This is a genomic window from Alloalcanivorax mobilis, from assembly GCF_002864685.1.
GTDB lineage: Bacteria > Pseudomonadota > Gammaproteobacteria > Pseudomonadales > Alcanivoracaceae > Alloalcanivorax > Alloalcanivorax mobilis.
The window spans coordinates 24,651-43,847 of record NZ_NMQZ01000001.1 but is presented as its reverse complement, the minus strand read 5'-3'; the positions used below and the strand labels follow the sequence as shown (position 1 = coordinate 43,847).

General features: G+C 64.0%; 23 protein-coding genes. 9 read left to right on the top strand and 14 right to left on the bottom strand.

From position 1 onward, the window contains the following. The first annotated feature begins 163 nt into the window (after positions 1-163). Together doeB and CGS25_RS00230 are read left to right on the top strand one after the other, a co-directional pair. Positions 164-1,150: a N(2)-acetyl-L-2,4-diaminobutanoate deacetylase DoeB gene (doeB, locus tag CGS25_RS00235; RefSeq protein ID WP_101674184.1), complete on the top strand. Its 987-nt coding sequence runs from the start codon at positions 164-166 to the stop codon at positions 1,148-1,150. Between the two features lie 83 nt (positions 1,151-1,233). Continuing rightward, positions 1,234-2,196 (top strand): MBL fold metallo-hydrolase, encoded by a 963-nt coding sequence (locus tag CGS25_RS00230; protein WP_101674183.1) that lies wholly within the window; start codon positions 1,234-1,236, stop codon positions 2,194-2,196. Between the two features lie 12 nt (positions 2,197-2,208). Here CGS25_RS00230 and CGS25_RS00225 read toward each other — a convergent pair whose 3' ends face one another. From CGS25_RS00225 to CGS25_RS00190, 9 genes are read right to left on the bottom strand one after another with little or no spacing between them, the layout of a single operon-like run. Then, on the bottom strand, positions 2,209-3,267 hold the full coding sequence (locus tag CGS25_RS00225) for a TRAP transporter large permease (RefSeq protein ID WP_269800677.1): 1,059 nt from the start codon (positions 3,265-3,267) through the stop codon (positions 2,209-2,211). A gap of 9 nt (positions 3,268-3,276) precedes the next feature. Continuing rightward, positions 3,277-3,516, bottom strand: a complete 240-nt coding sequence (locus tag CGS25_RS19160; RefSeq protein WP_232802166.1) for a hypothetical protein — start codon at positions 3,514-3,516, stop codon at positions 3,277-3,279. Beyond that, positions 3,509-4,087 carry a TRAP transporter small permease gene (locus tag CGS25_RS00220; protein ID WP_232802165.1) on the bottom strand — a complete coding sequence of 193 codons (579 nt, stop codon included), beginning with the start codon at positions 4,085-4,087 and terminating at the stop codon, positions 3,509-3,511. Before CGS25_RS00220 ends, CGS25_RS19160 begins: the two co-directional genes overlap by 8 nt. Before the next feature lie 28 nt (positions 4,088-4,115). Next, the gene (locus CGS25_RS00215) at positions 4,116-4,526 is read right to left on the bottom strand and encodes a hotdog family protein (protein ID WP_101674182.1); all 411 of its coding nucleotides are present in this window, start codon (positions 4,524-4,526) and stop codon (positions 4,116-4,118) included. A 5-nt stretch (positions 4,527-4,531) separates the two neighbouring features. Then, positions 4,532-4,987: an FAS1-like dehydratase domain-containing protein gene (locus CGS25_RS00210; RefSeq protein WP_089034013.1), complete on the bottom strand. Its 456-nt coding sequence runs from the start codon at positions 4,985-4,987 to the stop codon at positions 4,532-4,534. Between the two features lie 54 nt (positions 4,988-5,041). Next, positions 5,042-6,193: a C4-dicarboxylate TRAP transporter substrate-binding protein gene (locus CGS25_RS00205; RefSeq protein WP_101674181.1), complete on the bottom strand. Its 1,152-nt coding sequence runs from the start codon at positions 6,191-6,193 to the stop codon at positions 5,042-5,044. Positions 6,194-6,251: 58 nt separating this feature from the next. After that, entirely contained in the window at positions 6,252-7,481 is a 1,230-nt protein-coding gene (locus tag CGS25_RS00200) for a CaiB/BaiF CoA transferase family protein (protein ID WP_101674180.1), read from the bottom strand. Further along, positions 7,478-8,398 carry a hydroxymethylglutaryl-CoA lyase gene (locus CGS25_RS00195; RefSeq protein WP_101674179.1) on the bottom strand — a complete coding sequence of 307 codons (921 nt, stop codon included), beginning with the start codon at positions 8,396-8,398 and terminating at the stop codon, positions 7,478-7,480. Before CGS25_RS00195 ends, CGS25_RS00200 begins: the two co-directional genes overlap by 4 nt. Continuing rightward, positions 8,395-9,681 carry a hydroxymethylglutaryl-CoA reductase, degradative gene (locus tag CGS25_RS00190; protein WP_089034017.1) on the bottom strand — a complete coding sequence of 429 codons (1,287 nt, stop codon included), beginning with the start codon at positions 9,679-9,681 and terminating at the stop codon, positions 8,395-8,397. Before CGS25_RS00190 ends, CGS25_RS00195 begins: the two co-directional genes overlap by 4 nt. A gap of 139 nt (positions 9,682-9,820) precedes the next feature. On the opposite strand from CGS25_RS00190, the gene CGS25_RS00185 reads away from it, so the two are divergent. Then, entirely contained in the window at positions 9,821-11,191 is a 1,371-nt protein-coding gene (locus tag CGS25_RS00185; protein WP_101674178.1) for an aminotransferase-like domain-containing protein, read from the top strand. Positions 11,192-11,248: 57 nt separating this feature from the next. Here the strand turns inward: CGS25_RS00185 and CGS25_RS00180 are convergent, their stop codons facing one another. Further along, entirely contained in the window at positions 11,249-12,115 is an 867-nt protein-coding gene (locus CGS25_RS00180) for an NAD(P)-dependent oxidoreductase (RefSeq protein ID WP_101674177.1), read from the bottom strand. Continuing rightward, positions 12,112-12,963 carry an oxidoreductase gene (locus CGS25_RS00175; protein WP_089034020.1) on the bottom strand — a complete coding sequence of 284 codons (852 nt, stop codon included), beginning with the start codon at positions 12,961-12,963 and terminating at the stop codon, positions 12,112-12,114. The genes CGS25_RS00180 and CGS25_RS00175 overlap by 4 nt, the downstream gene beginning before the upstream one ends. Positions 12,964-13,064: 101 nt before the next feature. On the opposite strand from CGS25_RS00175, the gene CGS25_RS00170 reads away from it, so the two are divergent. The 3 genes from CGS25_RS00170 to vapC all read left to right on the top strand — a co-directional run bounded on the left by CGS25_RS00170 (position 13,065) and on the right by vapC (position 14,410). Further along, positions 13,065-13,670, top strand: a complete 606-nt coding sequence (locus CGS25_RS00170; protein ID WP_101674176.1) for a TetR/AcrR family transcriptional regulator — start codon at positions 13,065-13,067, stop codon at positions 13,668-13,670. Positions 13,671-13,817: 147 nt separating this feature from the next. Next, positions 13,818-14,012, top strand: a complete 195-nt coding sequence (locus CGS25_RS00165) for a type II toxin-antitoxin system VapB family antitoxin (RefSeq protein ID WP_089034648.1) — start codon at positions 13,818-13,820, stop codon at positions 14,010-14,012. After that, positions 14,009-14,410 carry a type II toxin-antitoxin system VapC family toxin gene (gene vapC / locus CGS25_RS00160; RefSeq protein WP_089034022.1) on the top strand — a complete coding sequence of 134 codons (402 nt, stop codon included), beginning with the start codon at positions 14,009-14,011 and terminating at the stop codon, positions 14,408-14,410. The genes CGS25_RS00165 and vapC overlap by 4 nt, the downstream gene beginning before the upstream one ends. 110 nt (positions 14,411-14,520) lie before the next feature. On the opposite strand, the gene CGS25_RS00155 is transcribed toward vapC, so the two are convergent. Beyond that, on the bottom strand, positions 14,521-15,384 hold the full coding sequence (locus tag CGS25_RS00155) for a YicC/YloC family endoribonuclease (protein ID WP_101674175.1): 864 nt from the start codon (positions 15,382-15,384) through the stop codon (positions 14,521-14,523). 199 nt (positions 15,385-15,583) lie between these two features. Here CGS25_RS00155 and rph point away from each other — a divergent pair, with 199 nt between their 5' ends. The 3 genes from rph to CGS25_RS00140 are packed head-to-tail and all read left to right on the top strand — an operon-like array spanning position 15,584 to position 17,579. Then, the gene (gene rph, locus CGS25_RS00150; RefSeq protein ID WP_101674174.1) at positions 15,584-16,303 is read left to right on the top strand and encodes a ribonuclease PH; all 720 of its coding nucleotides are present in this window, start codon (positions 15,584-15,586) and stop codon (positions 16,301-16,303) included. Beyond that, complete coding sequence (pyrE, locus tag CGS25_RS00145; protein WP_089034025.1) at positions 16,300-16,950, top strand: orotate phosphoribosyltransferase; 651 nt, start codon at positions 16,300-16,302, stop codon at positions 16,948-16,950. The genes rph and pyrE overlap by 4 nt, the downstream gene beginning before the upstream one ends. Continuing rightward, positions 16,947-17,579, top strand: a complete 633-nt coding sequence (locus CGS25_RS00140) for a hypothetical protein (protein WP_101674173.1) — start codon at positions 16,947-16,949, stop codon at positions 17,577-17,579. The genes pyrE and CGS25_RS00140 overlap by 4 nt, the downstream gene beginning before the upstream one ends. A 6-nt stretch (positions 17,580-17,585) precedes the next feature. Here the strand turns inward: CGS25_RS00140 and slmA are convergent, their stop codons facing one another. Together slmA and argB are read right to left on the bottom strand one after the other, a co-directional pair. After that, positions 17,586-18,176: a nucleoid occlusion factor SlmA gene (slmA, locus tag CGS25_RS00135; RefSeq protein WP_101674172.1), complete on the bottom strand. Its 591-nt coding sequence runs from the start codon at positions 18,174-18,176 to the stop codon at positions 17,586-17,588. Positions 18,177-18,277: 101 nt separating this feature from the next. After that, positions 18,278-19,177: an acetylglutamate kinase gene (gene argB, locus CGS25_RS00130; RefSeq protein ID WP_089034028.1), complete on the bottom strand. Its 900-nt coding sequence runs from the start codon at positions 19,175-19,177 to the stop codon at positions 18,278-18,280. Positions 19,178-19,197: the final 20 nt, after the last annotated feature.

Here is a 19,197-nt window from a genome sequence, read left to right as displayed (position 1 = left end):
TGGGGTTCCTGTTTTCCGGGGCGTGGCGGGGCGCCGGGCATGACGCGAAATCGCTGCCGGCCCCGCCGCGAAAACGGGCATTATAGGGCCAAAGCCGCCGGCCCGTCATGGGCGTGGGAAATGAACCGGCCCCGGCCGGCCGCCAACAATCACAGGAGACGCCATGCTGCCCAGCCCGATCACCGCCACCGTGGACTTTGAGCTGGACGGCGTTCAGCACGGCTTTCTCAAGTTGCCCCACTCCCACGATGACTCCGCCTGGGGCAGTCTGATGATTCCCATCACCGTGGTGCGCAACGGGGCGGGCCCCACCGCGCTGCTCACCGGCGGCAACCACGGCGACGAATACGAGGGCATCACCGCCCTGATCAAGCTGGCCAACCGTTTGCGCGCCGAGGACCTCACCGGCCGGGTGATCATCGTGCCGATGATGAACCACCCCGCCGCGCTCAATGGCACCCGTACCTCGCCGATCGACAAGGGCAACCTCAACCGCGCCTTCCCCGGCAGCCCCACCGGCACACTGACCGAGCGGATCGCCGATTATTTCACCCGTTATCTGGTGCCGATCAGCGATCTGGTGCTGGACATGCACTCGGGAGGCCGCACCCTGGACCTGCTGCCCTTCGCCGCCACCCACCGGCTGGAAGACGAACAACTGGCCCGGCGCTGCATGGAGGCGACCCTCGCCTTCGGAGCCCCGAATACCTTGTTGATGGCGGAATTGGAGGGCGACGCCCTGTTCGACACCGTGGTGGAAGGTCAGGGCAAGGTGTTCGTCAGCACCGAATTGCGCGGCGGCGGCACCTCCACGCCAGAATCGGTGGCGCTGGCCGAACGCGGCGCCGAAAACCTGCTCCGCCACGCCGGCATCCTCGCTGGCGCGCCGACGTCAGCGGCCACCCGAATGCTGGAAATCCCCGACGCGGCTCACTACCTGCACAGCGAGCACGCCGGATTGCTGGAATTCGTGGTTAATCTTGGCGATGCCGTGCGCGTCGGCGATCTGATCGCCCGGGTGTATTCCATGGAGCGCACCGGTGTTGCCCCAGCGGAGTACCGCGCCGGCGTCGACGGCATTGTTATTGGCCGCCGTCACCCGGCGAAAATCGCCCTGGGTGACACCTTCGCGGTGCTGGCCGTGGGCTGAGCCCCGCCAGCACCGACGGCTCGACGAGGGCGCCGGTTTTTGGAACCATGAACCACGCCAACCCGCCAGGAGCCCGCCCAGCCATGTCCTTTCAGCGCTACCAAGACCTCGGCCACCACATTACCCGCATCGACACCGCCATGGTGCGCGATGAGCTGGCCGCCTGTTACCTGCTCAAGGGCGGCGATGATTACGCCATCATCGAAACCGGCACCCACCACACGGTGCCGATCATTCTTGAGTTGCTCGAGCAACGGCGGATTCGCCCCGAGCAGGTGAAATACGTGATCCCCACCCACGTGCACCTGGACCACGCCGGCGGCGCGGGCGGCCTGATGCGGGCACTGCCCGGCGCCACTCTGCTGATCCACCCCCGGGGCGCCCGGCACATGATTGACCCGGCCCGGCTCAAGGCTGGCGCCATGGCGGTGTATGGCGAGGCGACCTTTGCCAGGATCTACGGTGACGTAATCCCCGTGGACGAAAGCCGGGTACGCATCATGGAAGACGGCGAACGCCTCACCGTCGGCGACCGCGAGCTGATCTTTTACGACACCCCCGGCCACGCCAAACACCACTTCTGCGTGCACGATCCGGCCTCGGCGGGCATCTTCACCGGCGACACCTTCGGCATTTCCTACCCGGCGCTGACCACTGAACATGGTCCGTTTATTTTCCCCACCACCACCCCGGTGCAGTTCGACCCGCCGGCCCTGAAGGCGTCCATCAACACGTTGCTTGAGCTCAACCCCGAGCGCCTGTACCTGACCCATTACGGCATGGTCGAGCACCCGCGACCCCTGGGCGAGCGGTTGCAGGGGATGATCGATGACTATGTGACGGTGGCGGAAAGCATCGCCGCCGGCCTGGCAGTGGACGAATGGCAAGAGGTGCTCCACGAAGCGATGCTGGCCTATCTGTCCGGCGCGGCGCTGGATCATGGTTGTCAGCTGGATGACGACGCCCTGGAAGCAATACTGGACATGGACGCCAGGCTCAACAGCCAGGGGCTGACCGTGTGGCTGCAATCGCGGGCGGAGTCCTGAGCCGCGCGCCGTTCAGCCGAGCACGCGGGGCAGGAACAGAATAATGTCGGGGAACGCCATCAGCACCGTCAGCACCAGCAGATCCATCACCAGGAACCAGAGCACGCCCTTGAAGATGGCGCCGGTGTTGACCAGATCCCCGACCACGCTCTTGATCACGAAAATGTTCATGCCGACGGGCGGGGTCACCATGCCGATCTCCAGTAACTTGGTGAGCACCACGCCGAACCAGATCAGGCTGAGGTCGAGGCTGTCGATGATCGGCAGCACGATGGGCAGGGTCAGCAGCATGGCGCCGATCGGTTCCAGAAACATGCCCAGCAGCAGATAGATCAGCACGATGATCAGCAGCACCATGAAGGTGCTGGCGCCAGCGTCGATCACCAGCGACGACAGAAAGTCACCGGCCCCGGACAGGGACAGGAAACGCGTCAGCAGGCTGGCGCCCATGGCAATGATCAGCAGCGTGCCGGTGGTCAGCAGCGTTTCCAGAATGGCCTCGCGGAAACGTCCCCAGGTGAGGGTGCGTTTGCACAGGGCCACCAGGCAGGCCAGCGCGGCACCCACGGCGCCGGCTTCGGTGGGGGTGAACAGGCCGGCGAACAGGCCGCCGAAAATACCCACCATGATCATCACCACCGGCCAGACTTCCCACAGGGCCTTCCACTTTTCGGCGCGGTCGATGTGCTCGTCGGTGGCGGGCGCCAGCGCCGGGTTCAGCTTGACCCGGGTGACCACCACGACGATGTAGCCGAGCACCGTGATCAGGCCCGCGGCGATGCCGCCCAGGAACAGTTTGGTGATCGACTCCTGGGCGATGATGCCGTACAGAATCATGATGATTGACGGCGGCAGCAGCGCGCCCACGGTACCGGCGATGGCCACGGTGCTGGTGGCCAGGCCGGGCTGGTAGCGGTGCTGGATCATCTCCGGCACCGCCACCCGGCCCATGGCCGCGGAGCAGGCCACCGACGAGCCGCACACGGCGGCGAAGCCGGTGGTGCCGAAAATCGACGCCACCGCCAGGCCGCCGGGAATGCGGGTCAGCCACAGGCGCGCTGCCCGAAACAGACCCTGGGTCTACTGCGCGTGGTAGCACACGTAGCCGAGCAACAGAAACATGGGCACCGAGCTGAGCACCCAGTTGGCGGAGAACTGATAGGGAATCAGAGCCAGCGAGCCCCAGGCGATGCCCCAGCCCATCATGTACCAGAGGCCGCCGAATGACACGCCGATCAGGGCCAGGGCCACCGGCAAACGCAGGGCGATCAGCACCAGCAGCGCCGCCAGCCCGGACAGGCCGATCTGCACATCACTCATGATGGGCGTCCTCGCGGTCACCGTGCGGGCGCACGTCCGCCTCGCGACGGCGCTCTTGCTCGCTGACGCGCAGCCCACAGCGGGCGCCGGTCAGATAAATCAGAAACTTGTAGACCAGGACCAACACCATCAGCCCAAGCCCCAGGGGCAGCATGAAATAGCCAGGCCAGGTAATGATGGTGGTGCCGCCTTCCACCAAAGCGGCGCCGCTGTGATATTTGTTGATCGCCTCGTCCCAGGTCTTCACCGTCATGAAGCCGAGCACCGTGGCGCTGGCCGGCAAAAGCCAATGCGCCAGATGACGCTGCAGATTGCGGGGCAGGCGCTCCACCACCACTTCCACGCTCACATGGGCATCGAGTTTCTCCGCGTAGGCCAGGGGCACGAACGCGGCGATCACCATGTAGTAGTTCGACACATAGGTGATGGTGCCGGGAAGCGGCGAAGACAGCAGGAAACGCAACACCACATCGGTGGTGATATGCAGCATCATCAGAGCGATGGCGAGGCCACCGATCAGCGTGGTGAAATCCGTCAGCCCGGAGAGCCAACGTCCTAGCCGGTACATCATGTTCTCTCCCCCAGGCCCAAGGGCCGGTTCAGGCTCGTGCCTGGAAGCGCACCCGGGCGGTGGCCACGGTGGTGGTTTTATCGTTCTGATTGTTCAAGGTCAGGTTGAGCGTGGCGCCGTGGTCATCGCACTCGACCACCTCGCCGGCTCCGGTCAGCACGTCGCCGAGATACGCGGCCAGACGATTGCTGTACTCGAAGGACTCGAGCACGCCCCGGCCGTTCAGCCATTCCTCGACGATCTGCGTGAGCCAGTCGCCCTGTAAGGGGCCGTCGATGAGCAGTTGCGGGTGGCCTTCGGTTTCGCGCGTATAGGGCAGGTCATAATGAATACGGTGTGGGTTCCAGATCGCTGCGTTGTAGAGAAAAAGCTGCACGCTGTCCGCTTCGAAGCGACGTGTTTTCAGGGTATCGCCAACGGCGACCATGGAGGTGGGCATGACGGTTACCTCGCAATCCGAGTGAGATATTCGGTGACCACGGGTTCGCCGTCCCGGGTTTCGAAACGGTTTTCGAACACCATGAAAATCAGCGGCCCGGCGCTGCCCTGTTTTTCGTAAAGATTGGCCAGCTTCTGCCGGCAGACCAGCACCTGGCCGGGCAGGATCCGTCCGTGGACACGGTACTCGCTGCCACCGGCCATGATGCGTTTGAGCGGTAGTTCCGGAATCAGCGGACTGTCCGGCTGGCGACCATCGGGCAGCAACTCATTCAATGGCACCACCGGCATCATGGCACTGAACAAAAACAACAGCGGTGCTTCGTCGCCGTCCAGATAACGGCGCTGGCGCTGGCCGGTGGCCACGGCGTACTTGCGGATATCGTTGCGGCTGATTTCGAATTCGAACGGCGCCACCTCGGTGCCGATCAGCGCACGAATCTCGTCGGTGAGAATGCTCATGCTTTTATCGCCAACTAAAGAAAAAAGGGCGACGCCACGGGGGGCGCCGTACTCTTAAAGACCGTGTTTGCTGACGTCCACCTTGGAGAAAATTTCCTGCCAGTAGAGATCGGCCAGAGCGTCCTCGCTGTCCACGTCCTGAACCAGGTCGGTCCACTTTTCCAACAGCGCTCGGAATTCCTTTATCAGAGCCACGCCATTCTTGACCCCATAGCGGGCTTTGTAGTCCTCGGCGATATGGCGCATGTCCTGCTCGATAAAGGCGCGGTTCTTATCGATCAGTGCCTGACCGGCGTGATGGATTCGGACACCGCGCTCCTTGGCCTCGGAGAGAATGCGATCTTCGTGCTGGTGGTAAATCCAGGGTACGCCGGCGGAGAACACACTGGCGGCGCGCAGCATCACGGTGCGCTGTTCCTCGGACAGGTCCTTCCAGGTGTCGGCATTGATGTTGGTACCGGCGATTGGCATCGGGCCGCCGGGCACGTCCATATTGATGTCGGTGACCACGTCGGTGAGACCGAAGTTATGAATTTCCGGCGAGGCCAGCACGATGCAGGACACCACGCCCTGGCTCAGGGCCTCGAACATTTCGTTGGCGGACATGGTCACCGGCGAGGCGCCCACTGCCTCGGCCCAGCGCGACCAATTGGCGGCGCCCACGCGCAGCCGCATGCCTTTCAGATCCGCTTCCGTTTCCACTGGCTTATTGCACACCAGCCCATAGGAGGTGCCGCCGGTGCTGCCGGTGTAAACCTGGTTCTGATTTTTGAACTCCTGGTTGCACTCCGGGCACTTAAAGAAAGTGAACTCGGACAGTGCGCCCATGAAGATCATGCCTTCCCGGCCGCGCGCCTTTTCGCCCAGCAGGCTCACCAGCATGGAGGCTTCCACCGCCACATTGCTGTGCGGAAACTCGGACGGGAAGTAGGAAGTCAGCACGAAGCCGATGTCCGCCATGCCGTCGCGTACGCCACCGGAGGTCTCGGCGAAATTCAGCAGTGACATGGGAAAGATGCGCACTTTCAGATCACCGTCCGAGCGTTCCTCGACGGTATTGGCGTACTGCTTGGCCACATCGACCACGAAAGAGCTGGGCGGATGGCCAATGGCGTAACGCAGGGTACGGGCGTCGGCGGTGCCGGCGAGTGTGCCGAACAGGACGGTACAGACCAGCGCCAGGCTGGCGAAACTTTTGCCGTTCATAGCGGTACCTTATTTTGTTGTTTAATGGTTTTTTTAACAGATAAGAGAAGGGGCGACGTTACACCACGCCGTCCCTCCGCAATGCTTCCAATTCCTCCTCCGAGCGGCCCAGCCAGCCCTGATACACCGCCTGGTTGGACTCGCCCACGGTGGGGGCGCGGGCATCCCGTTCGTTGGTGCCGCCGGACATCTTCACCGGGTTGCCGAACACCTGGAAACGGGTGCCGCGATATTCCACTGGAATGACCATGTCCCGTTCACGAACGTGCGGGTCCTCGACCACCTCATCGATGGTTTTGATCGGCGACAGGGGGAACCGGGAGCCGGTCATGGTTTCCAGTTCGTCCTTGGTATAGGCGGCGCACCAGCGTTCCACCACCGGATGCACCCGGCGCTGATAGACCTCGTGGTCGAAGCGCTTGGCCATGGTGTCGATTTCCGGATCGTTGATCAGGGCTTCGTCGCCGAACACCAGGCAGGCCTCCCGCCAGAACTTGTCCGTGTAGGCACCGAAGAACACATAGCCGTCCTTGCAGGCAAAGCGCCCGTAGGGTTTAACGAATGGGTGGCCATTGCCTTCCGGCACCGCTACTTTGCCGGTGGTGGTGTAGTTGACCAGGGCGTTTTCGGTGAGCGAGATGATCGAGTCCTGTTGGGAGATGTCCACCTGCTGGCCCTGGCCGCTGCGTTCCGCTTCGCGCAGCGCGCCCAGGGCGCCGATGGCGCCGTACAGTGCGGCGCTCAGATCACCGAGCACGGTGCCCACGCGCATCGGTTCCTCCACGGTGCCGTTCATCGACCACAGGCCGCCGGACGCCTGGGCGCTGCTGTCGAACGCCGGGCGCGGCGCGTTGGCGCCAATCTGGCCGAAGCCGCTGATCGAGGTCATGACGATGGCCGGGTTGGCCGCTTTGAGCACGTCGTAACCCAGGTCCAGTTTGTTCATGGTGCCGGGCCGGAAATTCTCCAGAACGATGTGCGCTTTGGCCACCATCTCCAGGAACAGTTGCCGCCCGGCGGCCGCTTTGAGGTCGAGGCTGATCGCCATCTTGTTTCGGTTGTATTGCGCGAAGAAGCCGCTGATGGCGTCGTCGCTTGCGCCGAGGGCCGGAGGAAAAGCGCGCGTCAGATCCGGGTCGCGAGGATGCTCGATCTTGATCACCGTGGCGCCCATGTCGGCAAGCAGCATGGCGCAGTAGGGGCCGGCCACGACGCGGGTCAGGTCGAGGATGATGACATCCTTGAGCGCGCCCTTTGGCGGCATGGTCAGGCCGGTGTTATCGATCATGTCTTCTCCGAATTTATTGTCGTATTGGCGGCGTGGCGGGCCCGCGCCACCCGGGATTGGGTGGCGCGGCCCAGGTGCCGGTCCACAAAGTCGCCGGCGGCCACCAACCGGTCCAGGTCCACGCCGGTGTTCAGGCCCAGACCTTCGAACAGGTACACCAGCTCCTCGCTGGCCACGTTGCCGGTGGCGCCGGGCGAATAGGGGCAGCCGCCCAAACCGGACACCGAGCTGTCGAACACGCGCACGCCCTGTTCCAGGGCGGCGAGGCAGTTGGCCACCGCCATGCCCTGGGTGTCATGAAAGTGCACCGCCAGTTGGTCCAGCGGCAGTTCCGTGGCGCAGGCCGAGAGCAGTTGTCTCACCGCCGAGGGCACGCCGGCGCCGATGGTATCGCCGAGGCTGATTTCATGGCAGCCCAACCGCGCCAACCCGGATGCGGCGCGCACCACCTGCGCCACCGGCACGTCGCCCTGGTAAGGGCAGCCCAGCACACAGGACACATAGCCTCGCACCGGCACGCCCTGGGCTCTCGCCTGTGCCAGCACCGGCTCGAACCGGGCCAGGCTTTCGGCGATGGAGCAGTTGATATTGCGTTGGTTGAACGCCTCCGAGGCGGCGGTGAACACCGCCACCTCGGAGGCGCCGGCGGCCAGCGCCGCGCTCAGGCCGCGCTCGTTGGGCACCAACACGCTATAAGTCAGACCCGGACGCTTCGGCAGCCGGGCCAGCACCTGGTCGGTGCCGGCCATTTGCGGCACCCAGCGCGGCGACACGAAGGCGCCCGCCTCGATGTGCGTTAAGCCGGCGTCGGCCAGGCGCTCGATCAACCCGGCGCGCACCGACGCCGGCAGAGAGCGGGCTTCGTTCTGAAGCCCGTCCCGGGCGCCGACCTCCACCAGCCGGACCGCCTCGCTCATTGGTCGCGCAACGCTTTCAGCAGCGCTTCCGCGCGGTCCGCGCGCACGTCGTGGTTCTCCACCATCTGCCGCACCAGCTGATCCACTTCATCGCCCCGAGCGCCGGCGGACAGCGCGATATTGCGCGCGTGCAGCGCCATATGGCCGCGTTGAATGCCTTCGGTGGCCAGCGCGCGCAGGGCGCCCAGATTCTGCGCCAGGCCCACCGCCACGGCGATCTCCGACAGCTCCTGGGAGGTTTTCACGCCGAGCAGTCGCAGGGACAATTGCGCCAGCGGGTGGGTTTTGGTGGCGCCGCCCACCAGGCCCACCGGCATGGGCATTTCGATGGTGCCGACCAGATGCCCGCGGGCGTCCTTCTCCCAGGTGGTCAGGGAACCGTAATGGCCGTTGCGGCAGGCCCAGGCGTGGGCGCCGGCCTCCACCGCCCGCCAGTCGTTGCCGGTGGCGACGATCAGCGGATCGATGCCGTTCATGATGCCCTTGTTGTGAGTCGCGGCCCGGTACGGGTCGATGGCGGCGAAGGTATAGGCGTCGATGATACGGTCGATCACGTCGGCGCCAGCAAAGGCATCTGTTTCAAAGTGTTCGGGGGCGATGGAGACCTGGGCGCGTGCCAGCCGCAGATCGGCCAGATTGGACAGGATGCGCAGCCGTACCTTGCCGCCGGTGATTTCCTCCATCAGCGGCGCCACCGCCTCGGCCATGGTGTTGACCGTGTTGGCGCCCATGGCGTCGCGCACGTCCACCACCAGATGCGCCACCACCATGGGGCCGCGCGGGCTGTCGGTGAACAAATGAACTTCCAGATCCCGACAACCGCCGCCCAGCGTGTTGAGCAGGGCGTCCTTGCTATTGGCCAGCTCGATGATCCGCTGACGATGGCGCAGCAGGCTCAGGCGGGCATGGGCAGGATTGTCCAGGCCGATGATTTGAATCTGGGCACGCATCAACGGCGCGCTGCTGGACGTCAGGAAGCCACCCCCCGGCCGGGCCAGCTTGGCCATGTAGGAGGCCGCCGCCACCACGGACGGCTCTTCCACCGCCATCGGCACCACCACGTCTCGACCGTTGATCATGAAGTTACCGGCCAGCCCCAGGGGCAGCTCGAACTTGCCGATCACGTTCTCGATCATGCCGTCGGCGATGTCCATGGGCAGCGCGCCCTGGTCGCGCAGCAATGCGGTGTCCTCTTCGCTCAGCCCGAACTGTCGGCGCAGCACTTCCAGGCGCTCGGACGGAGAAAGATCGCGGAAACCGGGGAGTTGGGAACTGGCAGTCACTGAAGACCTCTTCTGGGCAGCGTTGTTGTTAGAGGGCGCGTGTGATCGCGCCGGTTTCGATCTAACATATCGGCGCCTGTACCCATGAAAAAGGTACAGTTGGCGTGAACAGTGGGTGCATCCAGGAGGACGGGGGAAAATGCGACGGCAAACCCTTTCACAGAACATCGCGTCCGATATCGCGGGCCAGATCGCCGGCGGTATCCTGCGCGAGGGCGACAAGCTGCCGTCCCTGCGCGAGTATATGCGGCTGCACGGGCACTCCAAGAACACCGTCATCACCGCCTATGAATACCTGGCCGCCGACGGCCTGGTGGAGGCCCGCCACGGGCGCGGTTTCTTTGTGCGCGCGGTACCCGCCGTCGGCGAGGGCGACCAGACGCCGCCGCCCTACGCCCGCGCCCTGGACACCATCTGGATGATGCGCCAGCAACTGGTCCGTGAACCGGGTCATTCTCATCTGGGGGAAGGGTTTCCGCCGGTGGACTGGCTGATGGACATGCGGCTGGACCGGTTTCATCGCCAGGTGGTGCGCGGGGGCGTTACCACCCTGTTTCGCTACGGCAATCGCTACGGCAATGCCAGCTTGCGCGAGCAACTGGTAAAAAAGCTGGCCGGCTATGGCATCAATTCGGCGCCGGCACAGATTCTCACCACCTTCGGCGCCAACCATGGCATGGATCTGATCATCCGCCGCTTCGTCAAACCCGGTGACCCGGTGCTGGTGGAAAGCCCCGGCTATTACCCCCTGTTCGGCAAGCTGCAACTGCAGGGCGCGCGCATGCTGCCGGTGCCCCGCCGCATCGATGGCCCGGACCTGAACGCCCTGCAACGCTGGCTGGAACGGGAAAAGCCCGCCCTGTTTTTCATGCAATCGGTGGGGCACAACCCCACCGGCACCGACCTGTCCGAGGACAAGGCCCGGCGCATTCTGGCGCTGGCGGAAAAGCACAATCTGCTGGTGGTGGAAAACGACGCCATGGCCGACTTCAAGCTCAATACCTGCACCAAGCTCTCCAACCTGGACCAGCTCAAGCGGACCCTCTATGTGGGCAGTTTCTCAAAGCCGATTTCCGCTGCCCTGCGTGTTGGCTTCGTGGCCGGCGACGAAGGCCTGATCAGTGAACTGGCGGACGTGAAAATGCTGCTGCACATCGGCGGCACCGAATACGCCGAACGCACCGTGGACGTGATTCTGCGAGAAGGGAATTATCTGCGCCATCTGTCGCGGCTGCAGGAAAAGCTGCGCGCCGCCACCGTCACCGGCCTGCGCGTACTCGACGAACTGGGCGCGGATGTGTTCCATCGACCGGAACAGAGCCTCTATCTTTGGGCCCGCTTCCCCGGCATTGCCGACGCCAACGACCTGACCCGCCGCTGCCTGGAGCGGGGCGTGATGCTTGCCCCCGGCTCGATTTTCTCGGTGGACCGCCGCGCCCGGGTGCCCTGGACCCGGCTCAATGTGGCCTATCTGGATGACCCGGCGTTCCGGGCCAGCCTGGGCCGATGACTCGAATCAGCGGCCTGCTCGGCGGCGACTGTGTATTTTAGTGATTCAGCCATCGCGTTATTTCCCGAGTGTGGCTTTCCGGGACTGAATCGTGAACTCGGCCATGGCCGACCAGTCGCTATCGCCAAAACCCGCCTCGACGGTGTCGCGCATGCGATCATGCACCGCGGCCAGCATCGGTAACGAACCGCCGGCCTGCTCGGCGGCTTCGCTGGCCAGGCGCAGATCCTTGAGGCCGAGTGTCGCCTTGAAGCCCGGCTGGTAGTCCCCCGCCAGAATGTTGGCCGAGTAGACGTGATAAGAGCGGGCGCCGAACAGGGTGCCGAGGATCAATTCAAAGAAGTGATCGCGTTCCACGCCGTTGGCTTCGGTCAGCACCACCGCTTCCGCCATCGCCTCGATCGCCATGGTGATCATCATGTTGCAGGCGATCTTGGCGGCATTGGCGGCGGGCGCGCTCTCTCCCATGGCCCACACCCGCTTGCCAATCGCCTCGAAGACGGGGCGCATGCGTTCAATGGCCGCCGGCGCGCCGCCGGCGAGGATATTGAGCTCGCCTTTGGCCGCCACATCCGGCCTGCCCAGCACTGGCGCGGCAATGTAATCAACACCGGCCCGGGCATGCAGCGCGACCAACTGGTGCGAAAACGCCACCGAGATGGTCGAGGTCATGACATGCGTCAGCCCCGGCTTCGCCCGCTCCAGCACACCGGCATCCAGCAGCACCTCGCGCACCGCCGCGTCATCGGAGAGCATGGTCAGCACCGCATCGCCCTGAAAAGCCTCCTCCGGTGTGGAGGCCATCGTCACGCCGTCGAGCTCGCCGCCGGAGCGGTTCCAGGCCGTCACCGTGTGCCCGGCGGTAACCAGATTGCGCGCCATGGCGCGGCCCATTGCGCCCAGGCCGATCAATCCAATCTTCATGGCGCCACCTCTGCTGTTGGTCCGTAGTCGGTATCAATGGCGACAGACCGCCAGGCTTCCATGTCCGAGCGGAACGCTTCGAGCTTGCGCTCGGCGATGCCGTAGGCGACCGGCCCCAGCGGTAAATGGAGCGGCGGATGGTCCGCATCGACCGCCCGCAGGATGACCGCCGCGGCCTTCTCCGGATCGCCGGCCTGCCTGCCGTCATTACTCTCCCGATAAGCACGCCGCTGGCCCGCCGTCCCGGCGTAGACCTCCATCTCTCTCTCGGCGGTGGCGATGGAGCGCCCCAGAAACCCGGTACGAAACGGGCCGGGCTCGACGATGATCACGCGCACACCCAGCGGCGCCACTTCCCTGGCCAGCGCCTCCGAGAGGCCTTCCACCGCGAACTTGGTGGCACTGTAGTGGCCGGAACCGGCGCCTCCAGAAATTCCCGCCCCGGACGACAGGTTGACGATGCGGGCTCCGCGCCTGCGGCGCAGCACCGGCAAGGCCCGCCGCGTGGTTTCGATCAGGCCGAAAACATTGACCTCGAACATGGGGCGGTACTCCTCCGGCTCCGCCTCTTCCAGCGCGCCGATCAGGCCATACCCGGCGTTGTTGACCAGCACATCGAAGCCGCCGAAGTCGCGCTCGGCGAGCGCGATGGCGGCCGCCGCCGACTCGGGCTCGGTAACGTCGAGCCGGGCGGTGCGCACCCGGTCCGGAAAACGCTCGGCGAGGTCGCGCAGCGTGTCCGGGTCGCGGGCCGTGGCAACGACGTTGTCGCCACGGGCGGCGGCGGCCTGAGCAATATGTAGACCGAGGCCACTGGAGCAACCGGTGATCAACCATGTCTTGTTCATGATGTCCTCCCGCGGACGAAAAGCACCGAGAGTGCCTCGGCTGGCTAATTGGTTAGCAATCACTATAAAATCATACGGAACGCACGCGCAAGGATTTTGTAATGGTCACTAAAGAAAATGCGAAGCAGCCGGCCCGCCGTGGCCGCCCCCGTGGCTTCGACACGGAAACCGCCTTGGACACAGGGCAGCGGTTGTTTCATGCCAGCAGCTACGACGCCGTGGGGTTGGCGGCGCTGACCGACGCCCTGGGGGTGAAACCGCCCAGCTTTTACAAGGCGTTCGGCAGCAAGGCGGCGTTTTTCTCAAGAGTGCTGGAGCGCTACGCGCAATCCGCGCTGGCGCTGGATGACATCTTGCAGCCGGGCCGACCGCCGGCGCAGGCCCTGGCGGCCCTGCTGGAGAGTGCCGCCAGAACCTACACACAGGATCCGGAGCAGCGCGGCTGTCTTGTTCTCGAAGCCGCGCGAGGGCAGGACGGCGATGACAGCGCGACCCACGCGCGCCGCGTCGCCGAGCAGCGCCGTAACCGGATCCGCCAGTTCATCGCCCGCACCCATCCCGAGTGCGCCGCGGCGGTCACCGACTTTGTCACCAGCACGATGTCAGGGCTTTCCGCCAGCGCCCGGGAAGGCATGGACCAGACACGGCTAATGGAGGTGGCGCGCATCGCCATTGCCGGCTTGGAGAAGCAATTGGGTTCGGAGTGACCTTTCCTCGGGTCAAACACCCGGCTCGGGCGCCGGTTTGGAGCCGCAAAGCGGCGGAAAATCGGACGCTGTACAGCCAATTGTTGTGTTCTATCTAAAGTGGTAGATTGTGTATGGATTTCGATATTGATACACATGGGTGCCCACATGAGAACGAACATTGTCATTGACGACCGATTAATGGCCGAAGCCCTGAAAGCCTCTGGCTGCGAAACCAAAAAGGAGGCCGTTGAGCGAGGCCTGAAACTTCTGGTCCAGCGTAGCAAGCAGCAGGAAATCCGGAAGCTACGAGGCAAAATTAAGTGGGAAGGTGACCTGGATGAGATGCGGAGCGCCGGATGATACTGGTGGATACCAGCGTCTGGATAGATTATTTCAACGGAGTCAGGAACCCGCATACTGACTTGCTGGATATCTCGATAGTCCAAGGGGCAGTCGTCATTGGCGACCTCATATTTCTGGAGATACTTCAAGGCATCCGCAACGACAAGCAATATCGTCAGACCAAACAAAGCCTGCTCGCTCTGGATCAATACGAAATGTTTGGCAAAGATATGGCGGAGATCTGCGCCGACAATTACCGAGCGCTTCGTAAAAAGGGCATCACAATCAGAAAAACCGCGGATGTGATCATCGCGACGTTCTGCATAGAGAAGGATCTGCCTCTACTGTTTTCGGATCGCGATTTCATACCTTTTATTGATCACCTCGGACTTGAGTCTGCCTTGAGAGAAACATAGCGTCCGGCTCTCGTACTGGATTGGAGCCGTGAAGCGGCGAAAATCGGTCACTGTGCTGTTAAGGTTTATTAAAACAGAGGGTTATAGATTAAAAGGGATGTCCTCGGACTTCATTCGATATTCTGAATCTGCTCCCTCATCTGCTCGATCAGCACCTTCAATTCCACCGCCGCCGCCGTGGTTTCCGCGTCCACCGATTTTGAGGCCAGGGTGTTGGCCTCGCGGTTCAGTTCCTGCATCAGGAAATCCAGGCGTCGGCCGATCTGGCCGCCTTTTTCAACCACGCGGCGCACTTCGGTGACGTGGGTGGCGAGACGGTCGAGTTCTTCGTCCACGTCCATTTTCTGGGCGGCCATCACCAGTTCTTGCTCCAGGCGGTCCGGGTCGGGGCTGTCGACCACGTCCTGCACGCGCTGGCGCAGGCGTTCACGCAGGGCGTCGCGGATGGCGGGCAGGGCCTGGCGCACGCGGGCGGTTTGCACTTCGATGCCGTCGAGGCGCTCGAGGATCATGTTCGCCAGTTGCGCGCCTTCCCGGGCGCGGGTGTCGAGCAGGGCGTCGAGGGCTTCGTTGAGCAATTCCAGGGCAGTGGCGTTGAGGGTGTCGGCGTCCACTTCGATGTGATTGAGCACGCCGGGGTAGCGCAGTACTTCCAGGGGGTTCACCTGGCCGGCGTGCAGCACCAGATCGCCGACCCGGCGGGCGGCGTCGGAGAGTTGCTTGACCAGCGTTTCGTTGAGCTCCAGGCACGGGTCGGAGTCGTCGGTCTGGTAGCGCAGGGTGACGTCCACCTTGCCCCGCGCCAGGCGCTTGCGCAGCTGTTCCCGCACCGGGTTTTCCAGGGCGCGCAGGGCGTCCGGCAGGCGCGGGCTGACTTCCAGATAGCGGTGGTTCACGGAGCGGATCTCCCACACCAGGCTGGCGCCCTCGAGGTGGCGGTCGGCACGGGCGAAGGCGGTCATGCTATGGATCATGGAGGTCTCGTCGGGCGGGTGCGTGGAGGCCTAGTGTACCGGTTCCTGCCGCGCGGAACAGGGCGCGAGCATGCGGCTTGTTCGCCCGGGCGGCGGGCTGCCGGGCGGGCGGCGGCGCTGATAAGCCGGGTTACCTCGCACAGATCGCCGCCGGTTCGCTACAATGGGCGTTTTCACCCTTTCCTGATAAGGAGCTTTCATGCGCCCTTCCGGCCGCCAGCACGACCAGCTACGCGACGTCACCTTCGAACGCGCCTATACCATGCACGCCGAGGGCAGCGTATTGGTGTCGTTCGGCAATACCAAGGTGTTGTGCACCGCCTCCGTGGAAGACGGCGTGCCGCGCTTTCTCAAGGGCAAGGGCCAGGGCTGGATCACCGCCGAATACGGCATGTTGCCTCGCGCCACCCACACCCGCTCCGGCCGCGAGGCGGCGCGCGGCAAGCAGGGCGGGCGGACCCTGGAGATCCAGCGTCTGATCGGCCGCTCGCTGCGCGCGGCGGTGGATCTGAAGAAGCTGGGCGAGAACACCATCTATCTGGATTGCGACGTGATCCAGGCCGATGGCGGCACCCGCACCGCGTCGATTTCCGGGGCGTGCGTGGCGCTGGTGGATGCCTTTACCTCGTTGCTGGAGCGCAAACGCATCAAGCAAGACCCGCTCAATGGCCTGATTGCCTCCGTCTCCGTGGGGATTTATAAGGGAGAGCCGGTGCTGGATCTGGACTACCCCGAGGATTCCAACGCCGACACCGACATGAACGTGGTGATGACCGAGCACGGCGGGTTCGTGGAAATCCAGGGCACCGCCGAGGGCGACGAGCCGTTCACCCGGGAGCAGTCCAATCAGCTTCTCGGGCTGGCTGAGAAAGGCATTGGTGAGATCATCCGCAAGCAACAGGAGGCGCTGGGCTGGTGAAGAATTATAAAAAACACTTTTTGCGTTTCGCCGAGGAACGCCAGGCGTTGAAGTTTGGTGAGTTCACGCTCAAGTCCGGCCGCATCAGCCCGTATTTTTTCAATGCGGGCACCTTCCACACCGGCGAGGCGCTGGCGCGTTTGGGGCGCTACTACGCGGACGCCATCGTCGAATCCGGGCTCGAGTTCGACATGCTGTTCGGGCCCGCTTACAAGGGCATTCCGCTGGTGGCGGCGGTGTCCGTGGCGCTGGCGGAGCACCACGGCCGGGATCTGCCCTGGGCGTTCAACCGCAAGGAGGCCAAGGCGCACGGTGAGGGCGGCTGGCTGGTGGGCGCGCCGCTCAGTGGCCGGGTGCTGGTGATCGATGATGTGATCACCGCCGGCACCGCGATCCGCGAGGTGGCGGCGCTGTTCGAGGGCACCGATGCCGCCATGGCGGCGGTGTTCGTGGCGCTGGACCGCCAGGAGCGTGGCACCGGGGAGTTGTCGGCCATTCAGGAGGTGGAACGCACGCTGGGCGTGCCGGTGAAGAGCATTGCCTGCATGTCGGACATCATCAACTGGCTGGACGCCCAAGAGGATCGCGAAGCGGACCGCGCCGCGTTGCGCGCCTATCGGGAGCGCTATGGGGTGGAGCCGGCGTGATCGGCGCGCGCCGCTGGGGGTGGCTGCTGCTGGCGCCGGCGCTGGCGGCGGGCGCCGCCGAACCGGCCGCCCAGGCCTATCTGTATCGCTACCACAATGCGGATGGCACCCTGGCGATCAGCGCCACCTTGAATCAGCAGGCGATCTATTCCGGCTACCAGATGCTGGACGACAACGGCCGGGTGATCAAAAGCGTGCCGGCGGCGCCGCCGGAAGAGCAGGCGCGCCGGCGCGCCCAGATGGAAGCGCAGCGCCAGGCCGAGGCCCAGGGCCGTCGCGATCAGGAGTTGCGGCGTTTGTACGCGGGCCCCGGTGATGCGGAGCGGGCTCGGGATCGGCAGATCGAGGCGCTCACGCTTAAGCTCAATTACGCGAGCAATAATCTCGAGCAGCTTGAGAAAAAACTCGCCGATGAAGTGCACGATGCCGCCCGCGCGGAGCGAAGTGGCCGGGCGGTCTCGGACAACAATCGCGAGGCGATTGATCGGTACAGCCGCCAGATCGACGAAACCCGGCAGCGGATGGCCGGGTTTCATGCGGATATCGAGGCGGTGCGCACCCAGTACCGGCCGATCATCGAACGGTTGCGAACGCTGGACGCGCCCGGCGGCGACACCAACGCCCCTTGACGGCGTTCAGTCGTCTCGGAACACCAGCGCCGACAGCAGTGCCCATTGCTCGGGCCAGTCCTGCCCGGGGCGGACCTTGAAGCCGGACCGCACGAACTGCGCCACGCGCCCCTCCACCACCGCCAGCAGCAGGTTGGCGGTGACCGTGGGGGTCGCCCGGGTGCGCTTGCCTTCTTTGAATTCGGCGTCGCGCACCGCCTGTTTGAGCTGGCTTTCCAGGCGGTCGTAAAACTGCTGAATGCGGCGGCGCAGGCGTTCGTTTTCGCCGGTGAGAGCATCGCCGGTGAGCAGCCGGGTGATGCCCGGGTTGCGCTCGGTGAACGCCAGTATCAACGTCAGCATCTGCTCCACCTGTTGCAGAGCGGTGCCTTCCGCGGTGATTTTGTTGATGCGCGAAAAAATCGCGTCTTCGATAAAGTCGATCAGCCCTTCGAACATTTTCGCCTTGCTGGGAAAATGACGGTACAGCGCGGCTTCCGAGACGCCCACTTCACGGGCCAGGCCCGCGGTGGTGATGCGCCCGCCGGGCTCGGCTTCCAGCATATGGGCCAGGGCTTGCAGGATTTGCTCCTTCCTGGAGAGTTTCTGGTCTGTCATTCGTCGTTCCCGCACATTGTTTGCATCCCCCGATAAAGCGCGGTCGAAGCCGGCCCGGCGTGTGCGCGCGGGCGGCTCCGGCCGCGACAAAGAACCCTTTTTTAATGTTTGCTGATCAGAGTGCCGACCCCCTTGTCGGTCAGAATCTCCAGCAATACGGCGTGGGCCACCCGGCCATCAATAATGTGCGAGGTGTGCACGCCATTCTCCACCGCTTCCAGTGCGCAGCGGATTTTCGGCAGCATGCCACCGTGGATGGTGCCGTCCTTGATCAGCGCGTTCACGCGCTCGGCGGTCAGGCCGGTAAGCACCTGATCCTGTTTGTCCTTGAGGCCGGCCACATTGGTGAGCAGGATCAGCTTTTCCGCGCGCAGCACTTCGGCGACCTTGCCGGCCACCAGGTCGGCGTTGATGTTGTAGCTGACACCCTGATCATCCACGCCGATCGGCGCGATCACCGGTATGAAATCGCTGTCGGAAAGCAAATCCAGCACCCGCGTGTCGATGTGGGTGACCTCGCCCACATGGCCGATGTCGATGATCTCGGAGGCCTGCAGTTCCGGGTCGTCGGAATCCAGATTCTTCAGCACCATCTTGCTGGCTTTGATCAGCCGGCCGTCCTTGCCAGTCAGGCCGATGGCCTGGCCGCCATTGTGCTGGATCAGGTTGACGATGTCCTTGTTGACCAGCCCGCCAAGCACCATTTGCACCACATCCATGGTTTCCCGGTCGGTGACGCGCATGCCCTGAACAAACTTGCTCTCTTTGCCGAGCCGGGTCAGCAGATCGCCGATCTGCGGGCCGCCGCCATGCACGATCACCGGATGAATGCCGACCTGTTTCATCATGACCACGTCGCGGGCGAAGCTGTTTTTCAGCTCGTCGTTTTCCATCGCGTTGCCACCGTATTTGATCACCACGGTGGTGCCGGAAAAGCGCTGAATGTAGGGCAGTGCTTCAATCAGAACGCGGGCTGTTTCCTGGGCGCTCTTGGTGTCCATCAATGTCTCCAGCCAGTCAT